At 46.9% G+C, this 16,117-nt stretch carries 17 protein-coding genes and 3 tRNA genes; 17 read left to right on the forward strand and 3 right to left on the reverse strand.

Features of this window, described 5'->3' with window-relative positions; translation table 11 throughout:
- Positions 1–2 precede the first annotated feature (2 nt).
- Together ispG and HUG20_RS07330 are read right to left on the reverse strand one after the other, a co-directional pair.
- Positions 3–1,100: a flavodoxin-dependent (E)-4-hydroxy-3-methylbut-2-enyl-diphosphate synthase gene (gene ispG, locus HUG20_RS07325; RefSeq protein ID WP_200089649.1), complete on the reverse strand. Its 1,098-nt coding sequence runs from the start codon at positions 1,098–1,100 to the stop codon at positions 3–5.
- Positions 1,101–1,219: 119 nt separating this feature from the next.
- A complete protein-coding gene (locus HUG20_RS07330) occupies positions 1,220–1,549 on the reverse strand; it encodes a hypothetical protein (RefSeq protein ID WP_200089651.1) in 330 nt (109 codons plus the stop codon).
- A gap of 142 nt (positions 1,550–1,691) precedes the next feature.
- On the opposite strand from HUG20_RS07330, the gene HUG20_RS07335 reads away from it, so the two are divergent.
- The 3 genes from HUG20_RS07335 (at position 1,692) to HUG20_RS07345 (ending at position 3,669) form a co-directional block, all read left to right on the forward strand.
- Complete coding sequence (locus tag HUG20_RS07335) at positions 1,692–2,603, forward strand: DUF1002 domain-containing protein (protein WP_246476568.1); 912 nt, start codon at positions 1,692–1,694, stop codon at positions 2,601–2,603.
- Positions 2,604–2,667: 64 nt separating this feature from the next.
- Entirely contained in the window at positions 2,668–2,856 is a 189-nt protein-coding gene (locus tag HUG20_RS07340; RefSeq protein ID WP_200089655.1) for a hypothetical protein, read from the forward strand.
- A 186-nt stretch (positions 2,857–3,042) separates the two neighbouring features.
- On the forward strand, positions 3,043–3,669 hold the full coding sequence (locus tag HUG20_RS07345; RefSeq protein ID WP_200089656.1) for an NfeD family protein: 627 nt from the start codon (positions 3,043–3,045) through the stop codon (positions 3,667–3,669).
- Between the two features lie 100 nt (positions 3,670–3,769).
- Here the strand turns inward: HUG20_RS07345 and HUG20_RS07350 are convergent, their stop codons facing one another.
- Positions 3,770–4,537, reverse strand: a complete 768-nt coding sequence (locus HUG20_RS07350) for a DUF1189 domain-containing protein (RefSeq protein ID WP_200089657.1) — start codon at positions 4,535–4,537, stop codon at positions 3,770–3,772.
- 160 nt (positions 4,538–4,697) lie between these two features.
- On the opposite strand from HUG20_RS07350, the gene HUG20_RS07355 reads away from it, so the two are divergent.
- The 14 genes from HUG20_RS07355 (at position 4,698) to HUG20_RS07420 (ending at position 15,737) form a co-directional block, all read left to right on the forward strand.
- On the forward strand, positions 4,698–6,320 hold the full coding sequence (locus tag HUG20_RS07355; RefSeq protein WP_200089658.1) for a Na/Pi cotransporter family protein: 1,623 nt from the start codon (positions 4,698–4,700) through the stop codon (positions 6,318–6,320).
- Positions 6,321–6,382: 62 nt separating this feature from the next.
- Positions 6,383–6,868: a DUF456 domain-containing protein gene (locus tag HUG20_RS07360; RefSeq protein WP_200089659.1), complete on the forward strand. Its 486-nt coding sequence runs from the start codon at positions 6,383–6,385 to the stop codon at positions 6,866–6,868.
- Between the two features lie 81 nt (positions 6,869–6,949).
- Positions 6,950–7,026, forward strand: a tRNA-Met gene (locus tag HUG20_RS07365).
- Between the two features lie 14 nt (positions 7,027–7,040).
- Positions 7,041–7,116 (forward strand) — tRNA-His (locus HUG20_RS07370).
- 6 nt (positions 7,117–7,122) lie between these two features.
- Positions 7,123–7,199, forward strand: a tRNA-Ile gene (locus tag HUG20_RS07375).
- A 162-nt stretch (positions 7,200–7,361) separates the two neighbouring features.
- Positions 7,362–7,970, forward strand: a complete 609-nt coding sequence (locus HUG20_RS07380) for a superoxide dismutase (protein ID WP_200089660.1) — start codon at positions 7,362–7,364, stop codon at positions 7,968–7,970.
- Positions 7,971–8,074: 104 nt separating this feature from the next.
- The gene (locus HUG20_RS07385; protein WP_200089661.1) at positions 8,075–9,358 is read left to right on the forward strand and encodes an MFS transporter; all 1,284 of its coding nucleotides are present in this window, start codon (positions 8,075–8,077) and stop codon (positions 9,356–9,358) included.
- Between the two features lie 188 nt (positions 9,359–9,546).
- Complete coding sequence (locus tag HUG20_RS07390) at positions 9,547–11,577, forward strand: penicillin-binding transpeptidase domain-containing protein (RefSeq protein WP_200089662.1); 2,031 nt, start codon at positions 9,547–9,549, stop codon at positions 11,575–11,577.
- 106 nt (positions 11,578–11,683) lie between these two features.
- A complete protein-coding gene (gene rpmG, locus HUG20_RS07395; protein WP_200089664.1) occupies positions 11,684–11,833 on the forward strand; it encodes a 50S ribosomal protein L33 in 150 nt (49 codons plus the stop codon).
- A gap of 52 nt (positions 11,834–11,885) precedes the next feature.
- Positions 11,886–12,431, forward strand: coding sequence for a 5-formyltetrahydrofolate cyclo-ligase (locus HUG20_RS07400; protein WP_246476678.1), 546 nt, complete (start codon positions 11,886–11,888; stop codon positions 12,429–12,431).
- Positions 12,431–13,192, forward strand: a complete 762-nt coding sequence (locus tag HUG20_RS07405; protein ID WP_200089668.1) for a DUF92 domain-containing protein — start codon at positions 12,431–12,433, stop codon at positions 13,190–13,192. The genes HUG20_RS07400 and HUG20_RS07405 overlap by 1 nt, the downstream gene beginning before the upstream one ends.
- A 47-nt stretch (positions 13,193–13,239) precedes the next feature.
- Complete coding sequence (locus tag HUG20_RS07410; RefSeq protein ID WP_200089670.1) at positions 13,240–13,413, forward strand: hypothetical protein; 174 nt, start codon at positions 13,240–13,242, stop codon at positions 13,411–13,413.
- A 148-nt stretch (positions 13,414–13,561) separates the two neighbouring features.
- Entirely contained in the window at positions 13,562–15,130 is a 1,569-nt protein-coding gene (locus HUG20_RS07415; RefSeq protein WP_200089678.1) for a rhomboid family intramembrane serine protease, read from the forward strand.
- A gap of 115 nt (positions 15,131–15,245) precedes the next feature.
- Positions 15,246–15,737 carry a hypothetical protein gene (locus HUG20_RS07420; RefSeq protein ID WP_200089680.1) on the forward strand — a complete coding sequence of 164 codons (492 nt, stop codon included), beginning with the start codon at positions 15,246–15,248 and terminating at the stop codon, positions 15,735–15,737.
- Positions 15,738–16,117: the final 380 nt, after the last annotated feature.

Here is a 16,117-nt window from a genome sequence, read left to right on the forward strand (position 1 = left end):
TTTTACTGGGATGTTTCTAGTTTGGCGTAGTGTTCTTCCGCCAATTTATCGACTTCTTTTTTCAATTCCTCGACCATCGTCTCCTCGGGAACTTTGCGAATGATTTCGCCGTGGCGGAAAAGGAGTCCTTCCCCTTTTGCTCCCGCAATGCCGATATCAGCTTCCCGGGCCTCTCCGGGACCGTTGACGGCACAGCCGAGAACGGCGACTTTAATCGGAGCTTTAATTTTAGCGATGTAGGCTTCGACGTCGTTGGCGATGCTAATCAGATCGATCTCAATGCGTCCGCATGTTGGGCAAGCAATTAAGGTGGCTGCATCCGAAGCCAAACCGAATGTTTTTGTAAGTTCGCGGGCGACTTTCACTTCCTCAACAGGATCGGCACTGAGGGAAATGCGCATCGTATTGCCAATGCCTTTATCCAAAATCGCGCCAAGTCCGGCCGCACTTTTGACCGTGCCGGCAAATAATGTTCCGGATTCGGTAATGCCAAGATGAAGGGGGTAACTAAACGCTTGTGCCGCTTTTGTATAAGCTTCAATCGCCAGGTCAACATTGGATGCTTTCATGGAGACGATAATGTCATGAAAATCCAATTCTTCAAGAATCGCGATATGGTGCAACGCGCTTTCGACCATAGCGTCGGCGGTAGGGTATCCGTATTTTTCAAGAAGATGACGCTCGAGAGACCCGGCATTCACACCGATGCGTATGGGAATCCCTTTTTCTTTGGCAGCCTCAACAACCATCTCTACTTTTTCACGTGACCCTATGTTTCCGGGGTTGATCCGGATTTTATCCGCACCGGCTTCAATCGCTTTTAAAGCTTTGCGGTGGTCAAAATGAATATCAACGACTAAGGGAATATTTATGCGTGATTTAATTTCGGGAAGGGCGTCCGCAGCTTTATCGTTAGGGCAGGCTACCCGAACGATGTGACATCCTGCTTCTTCAAGACGTAGAATTTCCGCAACCGTCGCTTCGACATCCTCCGTTTTCGTTGTCGTCATGCTTTGAATGATAACTTCATCATTGCCGCCGATGACTAGATTGCCGACACGAACCGGTCTCGTTTTCGTTCGGTGGATGATTTCGCTCATATTCGTTTTCCGCCCCTTTGCATGAGCTTATTTTATAAAAAACGCATTTGGCTCATTTATACTGTGCATGTATATTATTGTAGCAATGAAACGGCAAAACTGGCAAGTATTCGGGAAGGTTAGCTTTCATAAAGGGGAAATGTGTACATTTGGCCCTCGTTTAATTGTTCGGGCGATTGGCCGTCATTTAAGTACTGAAAATCGTTTTCGATGGCTGCCATGTCCATCGGCATGCCTTCATCATGGAGTTGTTCAACGATGGACAATAATGTTTGGCCGGCTTCAATTTCAACGTCGACGGTGTGGTCAAAATGCGTTTCCGTGACTTCCACTGTTTCCCCGGCGGTTTCCGGCGAGGAATCAGCGACCGGAAGCGTGCCGCGCGAGACGTCATAATATATAGCAAAAATTACGGTAGCAATTGCGAGAATCCAAAACCATTTTTTCATGAAAAATACCTCCTTAATAAAACGGTATGCTTGTCCCATGAAAAAATGCTGATGAAATAACAAAAACTCTCTAATTGGCTTTTCTTTTCGGTTTGGATATGGTAAGAAAAAAGGGTAAGACATTATGAGGGGGAGCACAAAAATGAAAAAAATCGTTGCAGGGATAACAGCGGCCGCACTGGTAGGCGCAGGTGTTATATCCTCACCAACCAGTGCAGCGGCCGATGCGGCGCCGGGTGATATTATTATTACCCTTGGCGAAGATTTAAGCGATGAAGAAAGAGAAACGGTTTTATCGGAAATGGATGATGGCGGTGAACAAGACCCGATTGTAGAAGTAACTAATGAAGAAGAGCATGAATATTTGGGTGAGTTTATCCCGGCGGGACAGATCGGAAACAACGCGATTTCTTCTTCACAAATCACCATTGCTGAAGCAGGTTCCGGGATAGATGTAGAAACGAATCGAATCAATTACGTAACGGAAGGCATGTACGCCAACGCGCTCGTCACCGCAGGTGTCGAAGACGCCGAAATTTACGTTACCGCACCGTTTGAAGTTTCCGGCACCGGGGCGCTAACAGGGATCATTAAAGCTTATGAAATTGAAACAGACATAGAGATTCCAGAAGACCAAAAACGGATCGCCAACGAAGAGCTTGTACAGACCGGTGAGCTAAGTGAAAATCACGGGACAGAAGAAGCAACGGAATTAATGGCAAGAATTAAAGAAGCGATTGCGGAAGAAGATGTGGAAACGGAAGAAGACTTGCGAGACCTCATTGAACGCATCGCCGATGAACTTGGAATTACGTTAACGGATGAAGAAATGGACGGGCTTGTGTCATTGTTTGAACGCATGCAAAACATGGACATTGACTGGGATCAAGTGCAAAATCAGATTGGTCAAATTCGCGATAATATCGATGACTGGATGAGCTCCGATGAAGCGCAAGGCTTTGTGCAATCCGTCCTCGACTTCTTCAGCGAATTAATCGATACGGTTCGCGGTTGGTTTGAAGGAAGCGGCGACTCGGATCAGGCTCTTAAATAGGGACTGCTGAATAACGGAAAAAGACTGGCCCATAAGCATTTTCCGTTGGTGTTGTCAAAACTGGATGCAAGGAAATCCATCCTATAAACAAAAAAACCTTGCACTTCTGGCAACGCATGGAGGGACGGTGCTGCAATGGCGTAGACATCAAAACGGACGCGTCAATCCCCCGCACGCCGGTTTTGCGCGAGGAGGCTTGACCGTTCGTCCGCGGAAGGCGAAGCCATGGAAGCAGCATCCCGGCTCCAGCTGATAGCTGCAAGTTGTTCAGTTTGCTAACGAACCTCACGATACGATTGACGTGAGGTTCGTTTTGTTGATGCGCCCACCCCAATATTAAAGCGTTTTATAAACAAAGAACTTCTGCTACAATATAGATAGATGATCATCTAGGGAACGTACTGGAGAGAACCGGATTTTGGGAAGGAGTGCTCAATCAATGGAGTGGCTTGAAATTGAGATTTTCGGCTTTCTCGTCGTGTTTTTGGCAACAATGTTTTTTCTTGGGGAACTGCTTGTAAAAGCAAAAGGGATATTCGGTATCATCGGATTTTCATTGATCTCGCTGTATTTTGCTTACCATGTCGGAGATGCGTCCGGATCATGGGTCATCATTCTCTATGTAGCCGGCTTGTTATCGATTGTTATAGACGGAAAATTACTCGGAGACGGGACGTTGTCCTTTATCGGCGGCGTCTTAATGATTATCGGCTTGGCGGTTCCCGCGCCGGGTTTAATGTACGCCTTCCTCGTCGGATTCGCAGTGATTTTGGGGGGACTGGCATCCTTTTTCTTTACGAAAGTGTTTCCGCGTCGTGATCTATGGTCGAAAATGACGTTGAAAGAAACGATGTCGAGTGAAGAAGGGTACAATTCCATGAATGAAGGGTATAATGAGCTGATCGGAAAAGAAGGCACAACGCTGACGGACTTTCGTCCGATCGGCACGGTTGAAATCGAAGGGCAAACTTACAGTGCGACAACAGGTGCATCTTGGCTTGAAAAAAACACCGAAGTCAAAGTGACATCGGTGGATGGTACCAGGATTGTTGTGAGCCCTCAATAATACCCACCTCCATGAAAAAACGCCCTATTTTCAGTGGTTAATCAATACTTTCATACTAAATGAAGAACAGAGTAAACGAGCGCCCTTACAGGCGCTCGTTTCATTGCCGCCGTTTAGGGATGGGAAGCGTTCGGTAGACAAGGACGGATATTCCGATTGCAAGCAGCCAATAAATCCAGAATGAGGCATTGCCATTACGGCCAATGACGTCAAGAAACGTTCCGACCACCGAAGGAAGCGTGGCGGTATAAGCGCCCATTACCCAAATATGCCGATATTGCAAGCGGGCGGGATAGATTTTTTTAAGTAACAACCCTATACCTGAGATTGCGAACACGCCGATAAACTTCATCCCGGAGGCAAATAAATATAAGAGGATCAATATTAAGACGATAAACGCGGGAAGGAGTTCCAAAAAGCTGCCGGTTGCTTCCTGGAGTTCAGCTTTTGTAAAACTAAACGTTCCATACTCCATTTGTTCCACGTCCCCATCGGTCACGATGAAGGCACGGTCCTCTAAAAGGGCGGTGACATTTGCTTCGCCTGCAAAATCGTTTGGAGTGACTTGACCCGAATCATCAAGGATGATCAGGGTATCATCGATATGGGTTGTAAACGGCATTTGCTCTCCTTCCGCGATCAATGTTCCCGATTCAACTTCGTAATCCGGCATATCCTCGGAGAGGACTTGTTGCAGACGTTCGCCGGCGTTGACGGCGAACGAGCTAATGGAAATGGCGGCAGGTATATTGGTTAAGAGCACGAGCAGAAAAACATATAAAATCGTTCTGCCAATTTTTTGTCTGCGAAACTGGCCGATCATGGTAGGGGAAAATAAGCTGTAAAATAATGATTTCCAAATATTCAACGTGATGATGCTCCTCTATTATGTAAGGGTAAAGCGGTGCGTACGTTGTCGATTATATCAGAAAAACGAAACTTATTCTTTACAAAGCAGTGAAGTTGATGAATAATAGATGAGGATGAACAATTACGGCATGATTTTCTTTGTGAAGGGATGAGCAATTTTGGACCTGCAAGAGCTCCTGTTTATGTTTTTCGGGGGGCTGGGGATCTTTTTGTTTGGCCTTAAGTATATGAGTGACGGCCTTACGAAAATCGCCGGTGACCGCTTGCGCGAGTTGTTGGATCGGTTCACTTCTAATCCGATTAAAGGTGTGATTACAGGGATAGCCGTAACGGTCTTGTTACAATCAAGCAGCAGTACGACTGTTCTAACCGTCGGATTGGTCAATGCCGGTTTTATGACATTGCGTCAGGCAATTGGCGTCATAATGGGCGCAAATGTGGGGACGACCGCTACCGCCTTCATTATTGGAATTGACATCACGGAATACGCGTTACCGATTATTTTTATCGGTACATTCCTCATCTTTTTCTTTAAAAACAGAAAAGCAAACAATTATGGGCAAGTGATATTTGGATTTGGCGCTCTGTTTTTGGGCCTTTCCGTCATGGGTAACGGCGTTTCCCCGTTAGCGGACAGTCCGGTATTTGAAGAACTTACCATTGGTATGAGTGATAATCCACTTTTGGGGGTTATTATCGGAGGAGCATTCACGGTTATTGTTCAAAGTTCGACCGCGGCAATCGGCCTGTTACAACAGCTTTATGACGCAAATGCGATCGGTTTAACCGCTGCTCTCCCAGTGTTGTTCGGTGATAATATCGGAACGACAATTACGGCTGTATTGGCCTCCATCGGCGCATCGGTGGCCGCGAAGCGAACGGCGCTCAGCCATGTCATTTTTAATTTGGTAGGCGCAGTAATCATTCTCATCTTTTTACAACCATTTACGGCTTTCATGGCTATGATCGAGGACATTTTTAATCTCGGTCCTCCTATGACCATTGCTGTTGCCCACGGGGCGTTTAACGTCGCGAACTTACTTATTCAAGTATCATTTATCGGGGCCTTGGCAACAATTGTAACGAAGCTTATTCCCGGAAAAGATACAGAAATTGATTATAAGGCAAAGCATTTGGATCCATCTTTTATCCAACGCGCCCCGGCCATCGCACTTGGACAAGCACGGGCGGAAGTGTTGCGCATGGCCGATTATGCGCAACAAGGATTGCATGAAGTCAATAAATACATTAAGCATCATCAGCGTAAAAATGCGGAGATGGCCGGCCGGTATGAAGAAGCGATCAACAATTTGGACCATGAGATCACGAACTATTTAATGCAAATTTCCAATCGATCTTTGTCTACGGAAAACTCTTATGTGCATACGATGCTCTTAGACACGATCCGGGATATTGAAAGAATTGGCGACCATTTTGAAAACATCATGGAACTCGTTGATTTTCAAATGAGAAACAAGGTCAATATCTCGGCGGAAGCGAAAGAAGATCTTGATGAAATGGTGTCCCTTACGCTCCACACGCTTCAAGATGCCATCTATGCCCTTGAACACCATGACTTGGAGGCCGCGAAGGCGACGGAAAAGCAAGAGGAAGAAATTGATAGGATGGAAAGGAAATTGCGCAGAAAACACATTGATCGTATGAATGACGGGCGTTGTTCTGGATCGGCAGGTGTTATCTTTGTCGATATTGTCAGCAATCTGGAGCGCATCGGGGACCATTCCGTTAATATTGCCCAAGCAGTTTTAAATGAGCAATAAACCATTTGCCGTTGTCTCTACGGCAAAGAACCGAACACACCGCACCGGGAGGGATGGCATCGATGGAAGTATTATGGATAGGGTTGGCGTTTGCCGCCTACGCACTTGCAATTATCGGGGTGATCTATCCCATTATCCCAAGCGGTCCCGCCTATATTCTCGCGATAGTTTTCTTCGGATTGTATGTGGGTTTTGGGGACTTTGGATTTGGTTTTTGGATTGGACAGACACTCATTGTTGCCCTCCTTTTTGGGCTTGACTTTATCACGAGTTATTATGGCATCACACGGGTCGGCGGCTCAAAGGGGGCGGTATGGGGAAGCATGATTGGTTTGATCATCGGACCGTTCATTATCCCTGTACTTGGAATTATCATAGGTGCCGTCGCCGGCGCGATCATCGGGGAACTGTTAGCCGGCGGACATCACCTAAAATCACTCGGGCGCATAGGATTAGGTTCATTGGTCGGTTATTTGGCGGGAGCGGTGATCAAGTTTATTTTGCTGTTTATCGGCCTGTTACTTGCTGGTTTTAGCTGGTGGATATGAGGGGGTTTGTATTAAAAAGGCTTGCCGTCTTTCTGATTCTATGATATATTATCCATTGTCTTAAACAATTTTCTTGCGGATGGCGGTGTAGCTCAGCTGGCTAGAGCGTACGGTTCATACCCGTAAGGTCGGGGGTTCGATTCCCTCCGCCGCTACCATTTTAAAGCATATGGCGGTTGTGGCGAAGTGGTTAACGCACCGGATTGTGGTTCCGGCATTCGTGGGTTCGATCCCCATCAACCGCCCCATCCACCGGACCCTTAGCTCAGTTGGTCAGAGCAGACGGCTCATAACCGTCCGGTCGTAGGTTCGAGTCCTACAGGGTCCACCATATAGAAAATACAACCCCGGATTTAAAGGGGTTTTTTTAATGGGATTAAAGATAAAATATTTGTAAATAACATAAAATAGGTTTAAAGTTAATAGGGGCAGGGTAGAGTAATGTCGAGAGGTTGCTCACCCTGTATTAAATTAAACATTGGAGGAGATTCACATGGCTAACTATCAACTTCCGGATCTTCCATATGCAGCAAATGCATTGGAACCGCACATTGATGAAGAAACAATGAACATTCATCATGACAAGCACCATAATACTTATGTAACAAAGTTAAATGATGCGCTTTCCGGTCATGATGACCTCGCCAATCAAAGCGTTGAAGATTTGGTGACGAATTTGGATAAAGTCCCAGAAAATATTCGTACCGCAGTTCGTAACAACGGAGGCGGTCACGCGAACCACAAGCTGTTTTGGACGATTCTTTCTCCGAATGGAGGAGGCAAGCCATCCGGTGACTTGTTGTCCGCGATCGAAAACAAGTGGGGCAGTTTTGATCAGTTCCAAGAGGAATTTACAAACGCCGCACTCGGTCGTTTCGGTTCAGGTTGGGCATGGCTCGTCGTCGATGGCAAAAATTTGGCGATTCAGGACACGTTAAACCAGGATTCTCCCTTAACCGAAGGAAAAACACCGGTTCTTGGCATTGATGTATGGGAGCACGCGTATTACCTTAAATATCAAAACCGTCGTCCGGAATACGTGAAAGCATTCTGGAATGTCGTGAATTGGCAAGAGGTTGAAAGACGTTACAAAGAAGCATAATAAATGAAACAACCCCCCTGAACGTTTCAGGGGGGATTTTTAATTCGTGGAATAGCACGCGCTTAGGTTGCACACGCTAACTGAAGATGAGGTAGGTGTGTGCGATGGTTTCCGCGATTTTCAAACGGTTGCTTCCCGATAATGTGGAGGCAACGAAAGATTTTAAACTCTTGCTATTGATCGGGGGTTTGTATGCTTTAAGCACGGCGCTTTCGAATACGTTTGTTAACGTGTACATATGGAAACAATCCGGGAGCATCACGGCAATTGCCCTTTATCAATTGGCGACCGTCCTATTTTCGCCATTGGCGTTCTTTTACGCCGGTCGATTGGTGAAACGCATGGATCGAACGATTGTGTTAAGGATCGGTGTTGTGCTGCTTGCCCTTTTTTATTTTGCCGTTCTTTTTGCCGGAACAAGAGTTGAAGATGTTCTCTTTTTGTTAGGGTTGCTGTTGGGGTTGGGCTTTGGCGTATATTGGCTTGCTTTTAACGTGCTCACATTTGAAATAACGTCGCCGGAGACAAGGGATGTCTTTAACGGTTATCTAGGATTGTTCACATCACTCGCCGGTATGATTGGACCGATGACTGCCGGAATCATTATTGCTTGGTTTCCGGGGTACAGTGGCTATCAGTCTATTTTTACCGTATCGTTGTTGTTTTTTGCAGCAGCGGTGGTTGTCAGTTTTAAATTTAAAAAGCGTTCCTCTGCCGGGATTTTTCGGATCAGCAAAGTTTGGCAGCGGCGCCATGAAGACTTGGATTGGCGCCGCATTCTATATGCCCATTTTTTCCAAGGGTTGCGTGAAGGGGTTTTTACGTTTTTAATCGTTTTGTGGGTCTATACGGCGACGCAAAGTGAATTGGCATTGGGCACCTATGGTTTCATTACGTCAGCCGTTTCATTTTGCTGTTATTTTGCGGTGGGACGGTTTCTGCCCGTTCGTTTTCGCAGGCGTTCGATTTTTATCGGCGCTTTGCTGCTTTACGTTGCCATTTTCTTTATCGTTCCCGATCCAACGTATCCTCGTTTGATTGCTTATGGCATTATCATTTCGGCCGCCTATCCGTTGATATTTGTGCCGTTTGTGTCGATGACGTATGATATTATCGGAAAAGCATACAAGGCAGCTTCAATGCGAGTGGAGTATTTAATTGTGAGGGAGTGGTTCGTTAATGGGGGAAGGGCTGTCTCCATCATTTCTTTTTTGATCTTCATTCGCGTACTGGGAGATAAACAGGGGATTTTGTTTACATTACTTGTGTTTGGCGCAGGACATCTTTTTCTGTATTTGGCGATACGGCACATTAGCCCTTGCGGGGGAAGGATTTCGGACGATGATTACGCCAATAAAAGCCTCGGCGATCAGGAACGCCAAACGTAGTTCATAGTTTCTTATGCAGGTAAGAAAGTATAAATCACCTTTATTACCTGCATAAGGTGGGCGAAGGCTTTCGCTATAAAAGCTTGGCAAAAAGCTCAGTTTTCTAATGGGAATCCAGGAGAGGCTGTGCTACAATAGACGAGTGAGGATAAACGCACATGTTTTTTAGTAGGGGGAGGAGAAACCATATGGCAAGAGAAAAACGGAAAAATCATATTCCGTTACGTTTAAATATCCTTTTTTTTGCCGTATTTATTTTATTTTCCATTTTGATCTTACGCCTTGGCTATATTCAAATTGTCCAAGGGGAAGAATATGAATCGATGGTCAATAATGATGGGGAACAGACGGCGAACGTTGATTCGCCGCGAGGATTAATGCTGGATCGCAACGGGAACACGGTTGTCGATAATGAATTGCAACTGACCCTTACCTATACCAATCGCCCGGGCAACGAAGAAGAGATGCTTGAAATTGCCGACCGTTTGCCGGAATTTTTGGATATAGACGAAGATGACATTGAAGATATTAATGAACGGGAATGGCAAGACTATTGGTTGCAAACGAGAGAAGAGGAAGCAGATCAACTGGTGAGCGAAGAGGAAGAAGCAGACTTGGAAGATGATGAAGTCTATCAACTGCAACTTGACAGGTTTTCCGCAGAGGAAGCGATGGAAGCGATCGATGCGGACGAGCATGAGACGGTTGCGATTTGGGCAGAGATGATGGGCGGTTATAATTACTCGCCTCATCGGGTCGCGAGAGGGATTGATGAGGAAGCGGCCCACGCGCTCAGCGAGTTAATGCATGAACTTCCCGGCATTGATATCATGCGGGATTCTGTTCGAATGTATCCTTATGGCGACAGCTTCCCGACCTTTTTGGGGAGTACGGGGCAAATTCCCGAGGATGAGCTCGATCAATATTTGGGTGAAGGTTACGAGCGGACCGATATTGTCGGAACGACTCATTTGGAAGCAGAATATGAAAACGTGATGCGTGGGGAAAAGGCAGAAATAACGACTGATGCCGACGGGAATGAATCAACGGACCCCGGCGCACGGGGTAACGATCTCGTTTTGACGATCGACATGGCCTTGCAACAAGAGATAGAAGATGTGATTGATGATAACATCGGCAGCGAAAGCGGGGCTACTTTTCTCGAAGACCCGGAAGCCCACGTCGTCATGATGGAGCCGGACACCGGCGAAATTCTTAGCATGGCGTCCTATGATGAAGATTTCGGCTTGATGGAGAACGCCTATGCAATCGGGTCCACGATCAAAATGGCGACTGTACTGGCAGGTTTCGATAGCGGCGTCATCGATCACGGCACGGTCTTTGAAGACACGCCTATCAATTTGCCCGCTTCCCCGTCCATATCTTCATGGCAAAATATGGGGGCCGTGAATGATATTGACGCCATCCGCCGCTCGTCAAACATTTATATGGCAAGAATAGCGATGGCGATGGCCGACTATGAACTCGGCGTGAGCGGCACCGACTGGTCTGGGGCTGACCAGGCTTTTGATATTTTGCGCAACCATTACGCCCAATTTGGCCTCGGCATCGAGACGGGGATTGACCTCCCTAGAGAAGTGACGGGCATGGATGGCGGCTACGAATCCCAAAACCTTTTGTACATGAGTTTTGGCCAGTTTGATACGTACACGCCGATGCAAATGGGCCAGTACGCTGCAACCATAGCGAATGGTGGGGAGCGGATGGAGCCAACGCTCGTGAGAGAAATTCTCGATCCCGCGACGGGGGATGAAGAATCCGGATCTGTCGTGCGCCAACATAGCCCCGAAGTGCTGAATACGGTTGACAATACAGATGGGGATTTTGACCGGATGCAAGAAGGCATGAGGCAGGTGATGCAACAATCCGGTTCAAACGGCGGGACCGCGTACGATGACTTCGATGATGCCGATTATAATCCAGCGGGCAAGACAGGAACGGCGCAGGCCTTTGACGAGGATGGGAATGAAGGTTACAATCAGGCAATGGTGGCCTACGCTCCTTACGATGATCCCGAAGTCGCGATCGCTGTGCTTGTTCCAGTCACCTCGACGAGTGATGAGGATTCAGGGTTGGCGAACTCGATCACACGTGATGCCCTGGATGCTTATTTTGACTTGGAAGAGGACGGAGCTGAACCGGACGAATCCGACGACGACGATGAGGTTTTTAGGGATCCGGAAGATGATCTGGAATAAAGGCTTGCCTCCTATTTTGGCTTTTGAAATGATGTGAGCGTTGATTTATGTAATAAAACCTGATAATATTATCGAGTACGATTGCTAAAAGATTGGAGGGATAGCCATGCGTGTTCAAGTAACACTTGCGTGTACGGAAACTGGAGACAGAAACTATATCACATCTAAAAATAAACGAACCCATCCGGAGCGTATGGAGCTAAACAAATTTAGTCCGCGGCTTAACCGTTATACGCTTCACCGTGAAACAAAGTAAGCAGCAGATGCGTATGCTGCTTACTTTTCTTATGTTGGGAGGGATGGCAGTGATGCATAAGCAAGAGGTTCGCACGTATGTACGAGAACAGTTCTCCATGCTAACAAGCGGGGAGCGGGAGCAGCGTGGTCGGAAGTTGCATGAAGAATTGTATTGCCAGTTGTTCTGGAAACAAGCGAAAATCGTTGCCGTAACCGTTGCTACATATCGGGAAGTGCCAACAATACCAATAATAGAGAAAGCTTGGCGCGAAGGGAAAACGGTCGTTGTGCCCAAAGTAGCCCGCGAGCGCCATACGTTGGATTTTTATGCGCTTACGTCGTTTTTGCAGTTGGAGGAAAACCGTGGACTGCCGGAACCTGTGCCTTCCAAATGTGAGCAAATCACAAAGGAAAACATCGACGTCGTGATCGTGCCGGGATTGGCATTTGATCAGGCAGGATATCGCATCGGATTTGGCGGCGGCTACTATGATCGGTACCTCGAACATTATCAAGGAAAGACTGCCGCTCTCGCCTTTTCTTTTCAACTTTTTCCCACTTTGCCGACTGAGGCACATGATATTCCCGTTCATCATGTAGTAACGGAGAAAACATAATGGTCGTTCTCCTTCTCATAGCTGTTGTCCTTATCGCTTATTTGGCCTATCGGCATCAAACGCTGACCGTTGGCGGTGCATGGACGGCTTTTCTTGTCGGTGCGGGAATTGCCGTATCTTTTTCTTACGAGGGGCTCATCATCTTGGCGTTATTTTTTATCGGCAGTACAATTTTCGGCCGATTACCTGCGCGTACGTTTGAACGGGAGCAGGAAATGCGTACAGCCGGGCAAGTGTTCGCCAATGGCGGAGTCGCGGCTCTTCTTGCTATCTCGGCGCTGCTGTTTGCGGACGATGAACTTGTCCGTATGATGTTCATCAGCTCGCTCGCGGCTGCCAACAGTGACACTTGGGCTACGGAAGGTGGCAAGCGCTGGGGCGGACGCCCTTACCATATTAGGATGAATAACCGTACGGCCACCGGCCGGTCAGGAGCGATTTCTCCAATCGGTACGTTGTTTGCTTTTCTCGGAAGTGGCCTTATCGCAATCTTCGGAAGCCTCCTGCTTTTGAATGGAGATTGGATGGTTTTGATATTGATCGCCGGTTTTGCAGGAGCGATAGCAGATACTGTTATGGGCGCGTATCTTCAGGAAGAGCGCCTATGCGGGTATTGCAACACCCTTACGGAAGAAAAAAGCCATTGCGGCCATAACACCCGAATCATCCGGGGCGTTCCGGGATTTGACAATAATAAGGTGAACACTGCGTGTACCATTGTGTCGCCAATTGTTGTCCTGATTATTTTTCTCCTCGTATAGCCGCTGCTGGATTTAGCCAAGCTAAATAGCGGAAGGAGGAGGTTTTTTTGAAAAAACTCATGATGTTCATTGGCTTGGCAATGATTGGCTTTCTTGTATATCGCTATCGCTATTATGTACTCAGGTATAAAATAAGCAGACGCTTGCTCGTCAAAAGTGTACTGGCGATCCCACCTTTGCGGCGGCGGCTGTTAAAAAAATATTCCCCGTTCGCCACCTAGAGCGTCCCAAATGGCCGCTCCACGAGTTGCATGGAGCATTTCTGATTATTATTTTCGGCGGTTACAATGGCAAATATTCGCATTGGCACGCACCTGTCGTTTATGATAGTAGGAGGATGCCATCAAAGAATGAAAAAGGATGAATGCGATGGAGGTTAGAGATCAAGATGTGCTCTTTTGGGAGCTCGCGCATCATCTCGTAGCGAAAAATGGATTCCAAGCCGTTCATGTGACGAATGATCGAAAACAACTATGGTTAGAAAAGGAAACGGACAAGGAACAGTTCTTGATATCCCTTTCCAAAATTGATATGGCTTGGAGTCGGGGACTTGACCAATTAATGAAGGATAACGCCCGTGAGTTCCAGTCGATTAAAAGGGGCTCTCCCCGTAAAAACACGGTCTATCATAATGTGTACATCACTTCGATGGCACCTGCAGACGATTGGAAAAGCAAAACGAGTGAAATTATTTATACAGATGCGGCGAGACGCAAGCCGATGCAAACGTGGCTTTTTGCCGCATCGATCGGTGCTCAGCACGGGGATGACATCGAAAAGTTTTTGGGTTGGTTGCATGCGGATGATAATTGGCCGAGCAAAGAAGAAATGCTCCAAGATGATGACGATTTGCGTGGCCAAAAGACGGCAAATCAACGACAACGCATTGTAAGAAATATTGAACGAGAGCAAGAGGAAGCCGTCAAGGTTTTTACATATGGGAAGTCTCGTTTCACCTATATCTTGCTCGCATTGATTTTAATGGTTTTTGTCTGGATGGAAGCGGTCGCAGACTCGACGGATATGTTGGCGCTAATCGAATTTGGCGCAAAATACAATCCATTCATCGATGATGGCGAGTGGTGGCGTATTTTTACGTCGATGTTTCTGCATATCGGCATCTTTCACTTATTTATGAATTCATTGGCGCTTCTTTTTCTGGGAACGGCAGTCGAACGTATTTTTGGAACAACACGGTTTATTTGGATCTACATGGTTGCCGGCATCGTTGGCTCGACGGCCAGTTATGCGTTCACCGAACAAGTTTCAGCGGGGGCATCAGGCGCGATTTTTGGCTGTTTCGGTGCGCTGGTTTTCTTCGGGATCAATCACCGCCGTCTTTTTTTCCGAACGATCGGAAGAAGTGTCATTGTCATTCTGTTGATTAATGTTATTTTCGGGACGGTCGTTCCAATGGTTGACAACGGTGCCCACATGGGAGGTTTAGTCGGAGGATTTCTTGCTGCCGCAACGGTGGGCATGCCTGATAAGACGTACAAATTAAGACAGCTCTGCGTGGTTCCCGCGATTGCCGCCCTTATCGCAATTTTATTCGCCTACGGCTATTATGGCGAGGGGAACGATTCGGCGGAACCGATCGTAGAAATTCAACTGGCCCAGGAGCTCATGGAAGAAGAAGCGTATGATGAAGCCTATGAAACGATGGCAAGTGTGATCGAGAGGGCGGAAATGCCCGAGGCATATTTCATGATCGGCAATGCAGCGTTTGGACGCGAGGATTATGAGGAAGCCGAAGGTTTTTATCAAGAAGCATTGGCCGAGAATGCGGATTTTCACGAGGCTGCCTATAATCTTGCGCTTGTATACGGAGAAATGGGAGAAGATGAACAGGCGCTTGAATACGCGGAACGCGCCCTTGAATTAGAACCCGATAATGAACAATACGAAGAGTTGCTGGAAGAACTTCAGGGGACTTGAACGCTTCTTGAACGCTTAACCCCGGCTCCTATTCCCACCTTTAAGCTCATGGAAAACCTAGGTTTCGCATACGTTAATGTTAAGGTTGTACCGGCTAAATTGGAGGTGGGAAAGGATGCTGGCTGTTTTTGTCATCGGGGCTGTGACCGGAGCATTGCTTTTTTACCAACGTCTTGGCGAGTGGGAGAGATGGATGCTGATTATGCTCGTGATTTTCGCGGGTATGGGCTATTTGGGCTTCTCACTAAGCAACGGTTATTTAAGTTTCGTTACGGAGGCTTGGGTCCGCGCATTTTGGTTTGTGGGTGTGCTTGCTTTTATGGTGTCGGCAATCATGGCTTACCGTCCAAGGCATGGTTTTTTCGGGCGTTATGATTTTCGTATGTGGGCAAGTGTGATTGCCTTGTTTTTTTTGAGTGGTGCACTTGTGAACGTATGGATATCCGCAGTCTTCACGTATATCTTTTCCGTTCTTGTATTTGCGGCAGGGTTATTGATCGGTTTTTTGGCGCAAAGTTATTTGTATTCCTACTGGCCAAGATTTGAATGGCTTCCTTACGTGCCGTTGCTCGTACTCATTTTTGTTTCCGCGGGAAAGTTGCTATAATAATACTGCTATCAACTACATCACTTAAACCCTAATAGGTATTAAAGCGGGAGGGTTTGTGACAGCCCAGTAGTGCGAGCGATCTAGCGATCTACTATCTTAGCATGGTGTCACATTGGAGCAGGAGCGCCCGCAATACCAGAGGTTGGAAAAGATCTTTTTCAGTAAGCAAAGAATGATCTTCCGATTTACGGGAAAGCGGGCGACTAACACCCCGATTGGTTCAACTAACCATTAGAGGGGAAACACACCTTCTGATGGAAAGTTTTATTTTATATTCATTTTTCCCCTTAGGTCATAGCAGGACCACGATACCGTTTGAGAACGGTCGTTGACACGAACTTTTTTTGTTGCGGTTCGCACACCGGTCCTCAACAACA

Source organism: Salicibibacter cibi (genome assembly GCF_016495865.1).
In the GTDB taxonomy this organism is placed as follows: Bacteria; Bacillota; Bacilli; order Bacillales; family Marinococcaceae; genus Salicibibacter; species Salicibibacter cibi.

Bases quoted from the DNA above. Each gene is read 5' to 3' on its own strand.
- ispG (WP_200089649.1), bottom strand. From the start codon at position 1,100: ATGAGCGAAATCATCCACCGAACGAAAACGAGACCGGTTCGTGTCGGC.
- HUG20_RS07330 (WP_200089651.1), bottom strand. From the start codon at position 1,549: ATGAAAAAATGGTTTTGGATTCTCGCAATTGCTACCGTAATTTTTGCT.
- HUG20_RS07335 (WP_246476568.1), top strand. From the start codon at position 1,692: ATGAAAAAAATCGTTGCAGGGATAACAGCGGCCGCACTGGTAGGCGCA.
- HUG20_RS07340 (WP_200089655.1), top strand. From the start codon at position 2,668: ATGCAAGGAAATCCATCCTATAAACAAAAAAACCTTGCACTTCTGGCA.
- HUG20_RS07345 (WP_200089656.1), top strand. From the start codon at position 3,043: ATGGAGTGGCTTGAAATTGAGATTTTCGGCTTTCTCGTCGTGTTTTTG.
- HUG20_RS07360 (WP_200089659.1), top strand. From the start codon at position 6,383: ATGGAAGTATTATGGATAGGGTTGGCGTTTGCCGCCTACGCACTTGCA.
- HUG20_RS07380 (WP_200089660.1), top strand. From the start codon at position 7,362: ATGGCTAACTATCAACTTCCGGATCTTCCATATGCAGCAAATGCATTG.
- HUG20_RS07385 (WP_200089661.1), top strand. From the start codon at position 8,075: ATGGTTTCCGCGATTTTCAAACGGTTGCTTCCCGATAATGTGGAGGCA.
- HUG20_RS07390 (WP_200089662.1), top strand. From the start codon at position 9,547: ATGGCAAGAGAAAAACGGAAAAATCATATTCCGTTACGTTTAAATATC.
- rpmG (WP_200089664.1), top strand. From the start codon at position 11,684: ATGCGTGTTCAAGTAACACTTGCGTGTACGGAAACTGGAGACAGAAAC.
- HUG20_RS07400 (WP_246476678.1), top strand. From the start codon at position 11,886: ATGCATAAGCAAGAGGTTCGCACGTATGTACGAGAACAGTTCTCCATG.
- HUG20_RS07405 (WP_200089668.1), top strand. From the start codon at position 12,431: ATGGTCGTTCTCCTTCTCATAGCTGTTGTCCTTATCGCTTATTTGGCC.
- HUG20_RS07415 (WP_200089678.1), top strand. From the start codon at position 13,562: ATGGAGGTTAGAGATCAAGATGTGCTCTTTTGGGAGCTCGCGCATCAT.
- HUG20_RS07420 (WP_200089680.1), top strand. From the start codon at position 15,246: ATGCTGGCTGTTTTTGTCATCGGGGCTGTGACCGGAGCATTGCTTTTT.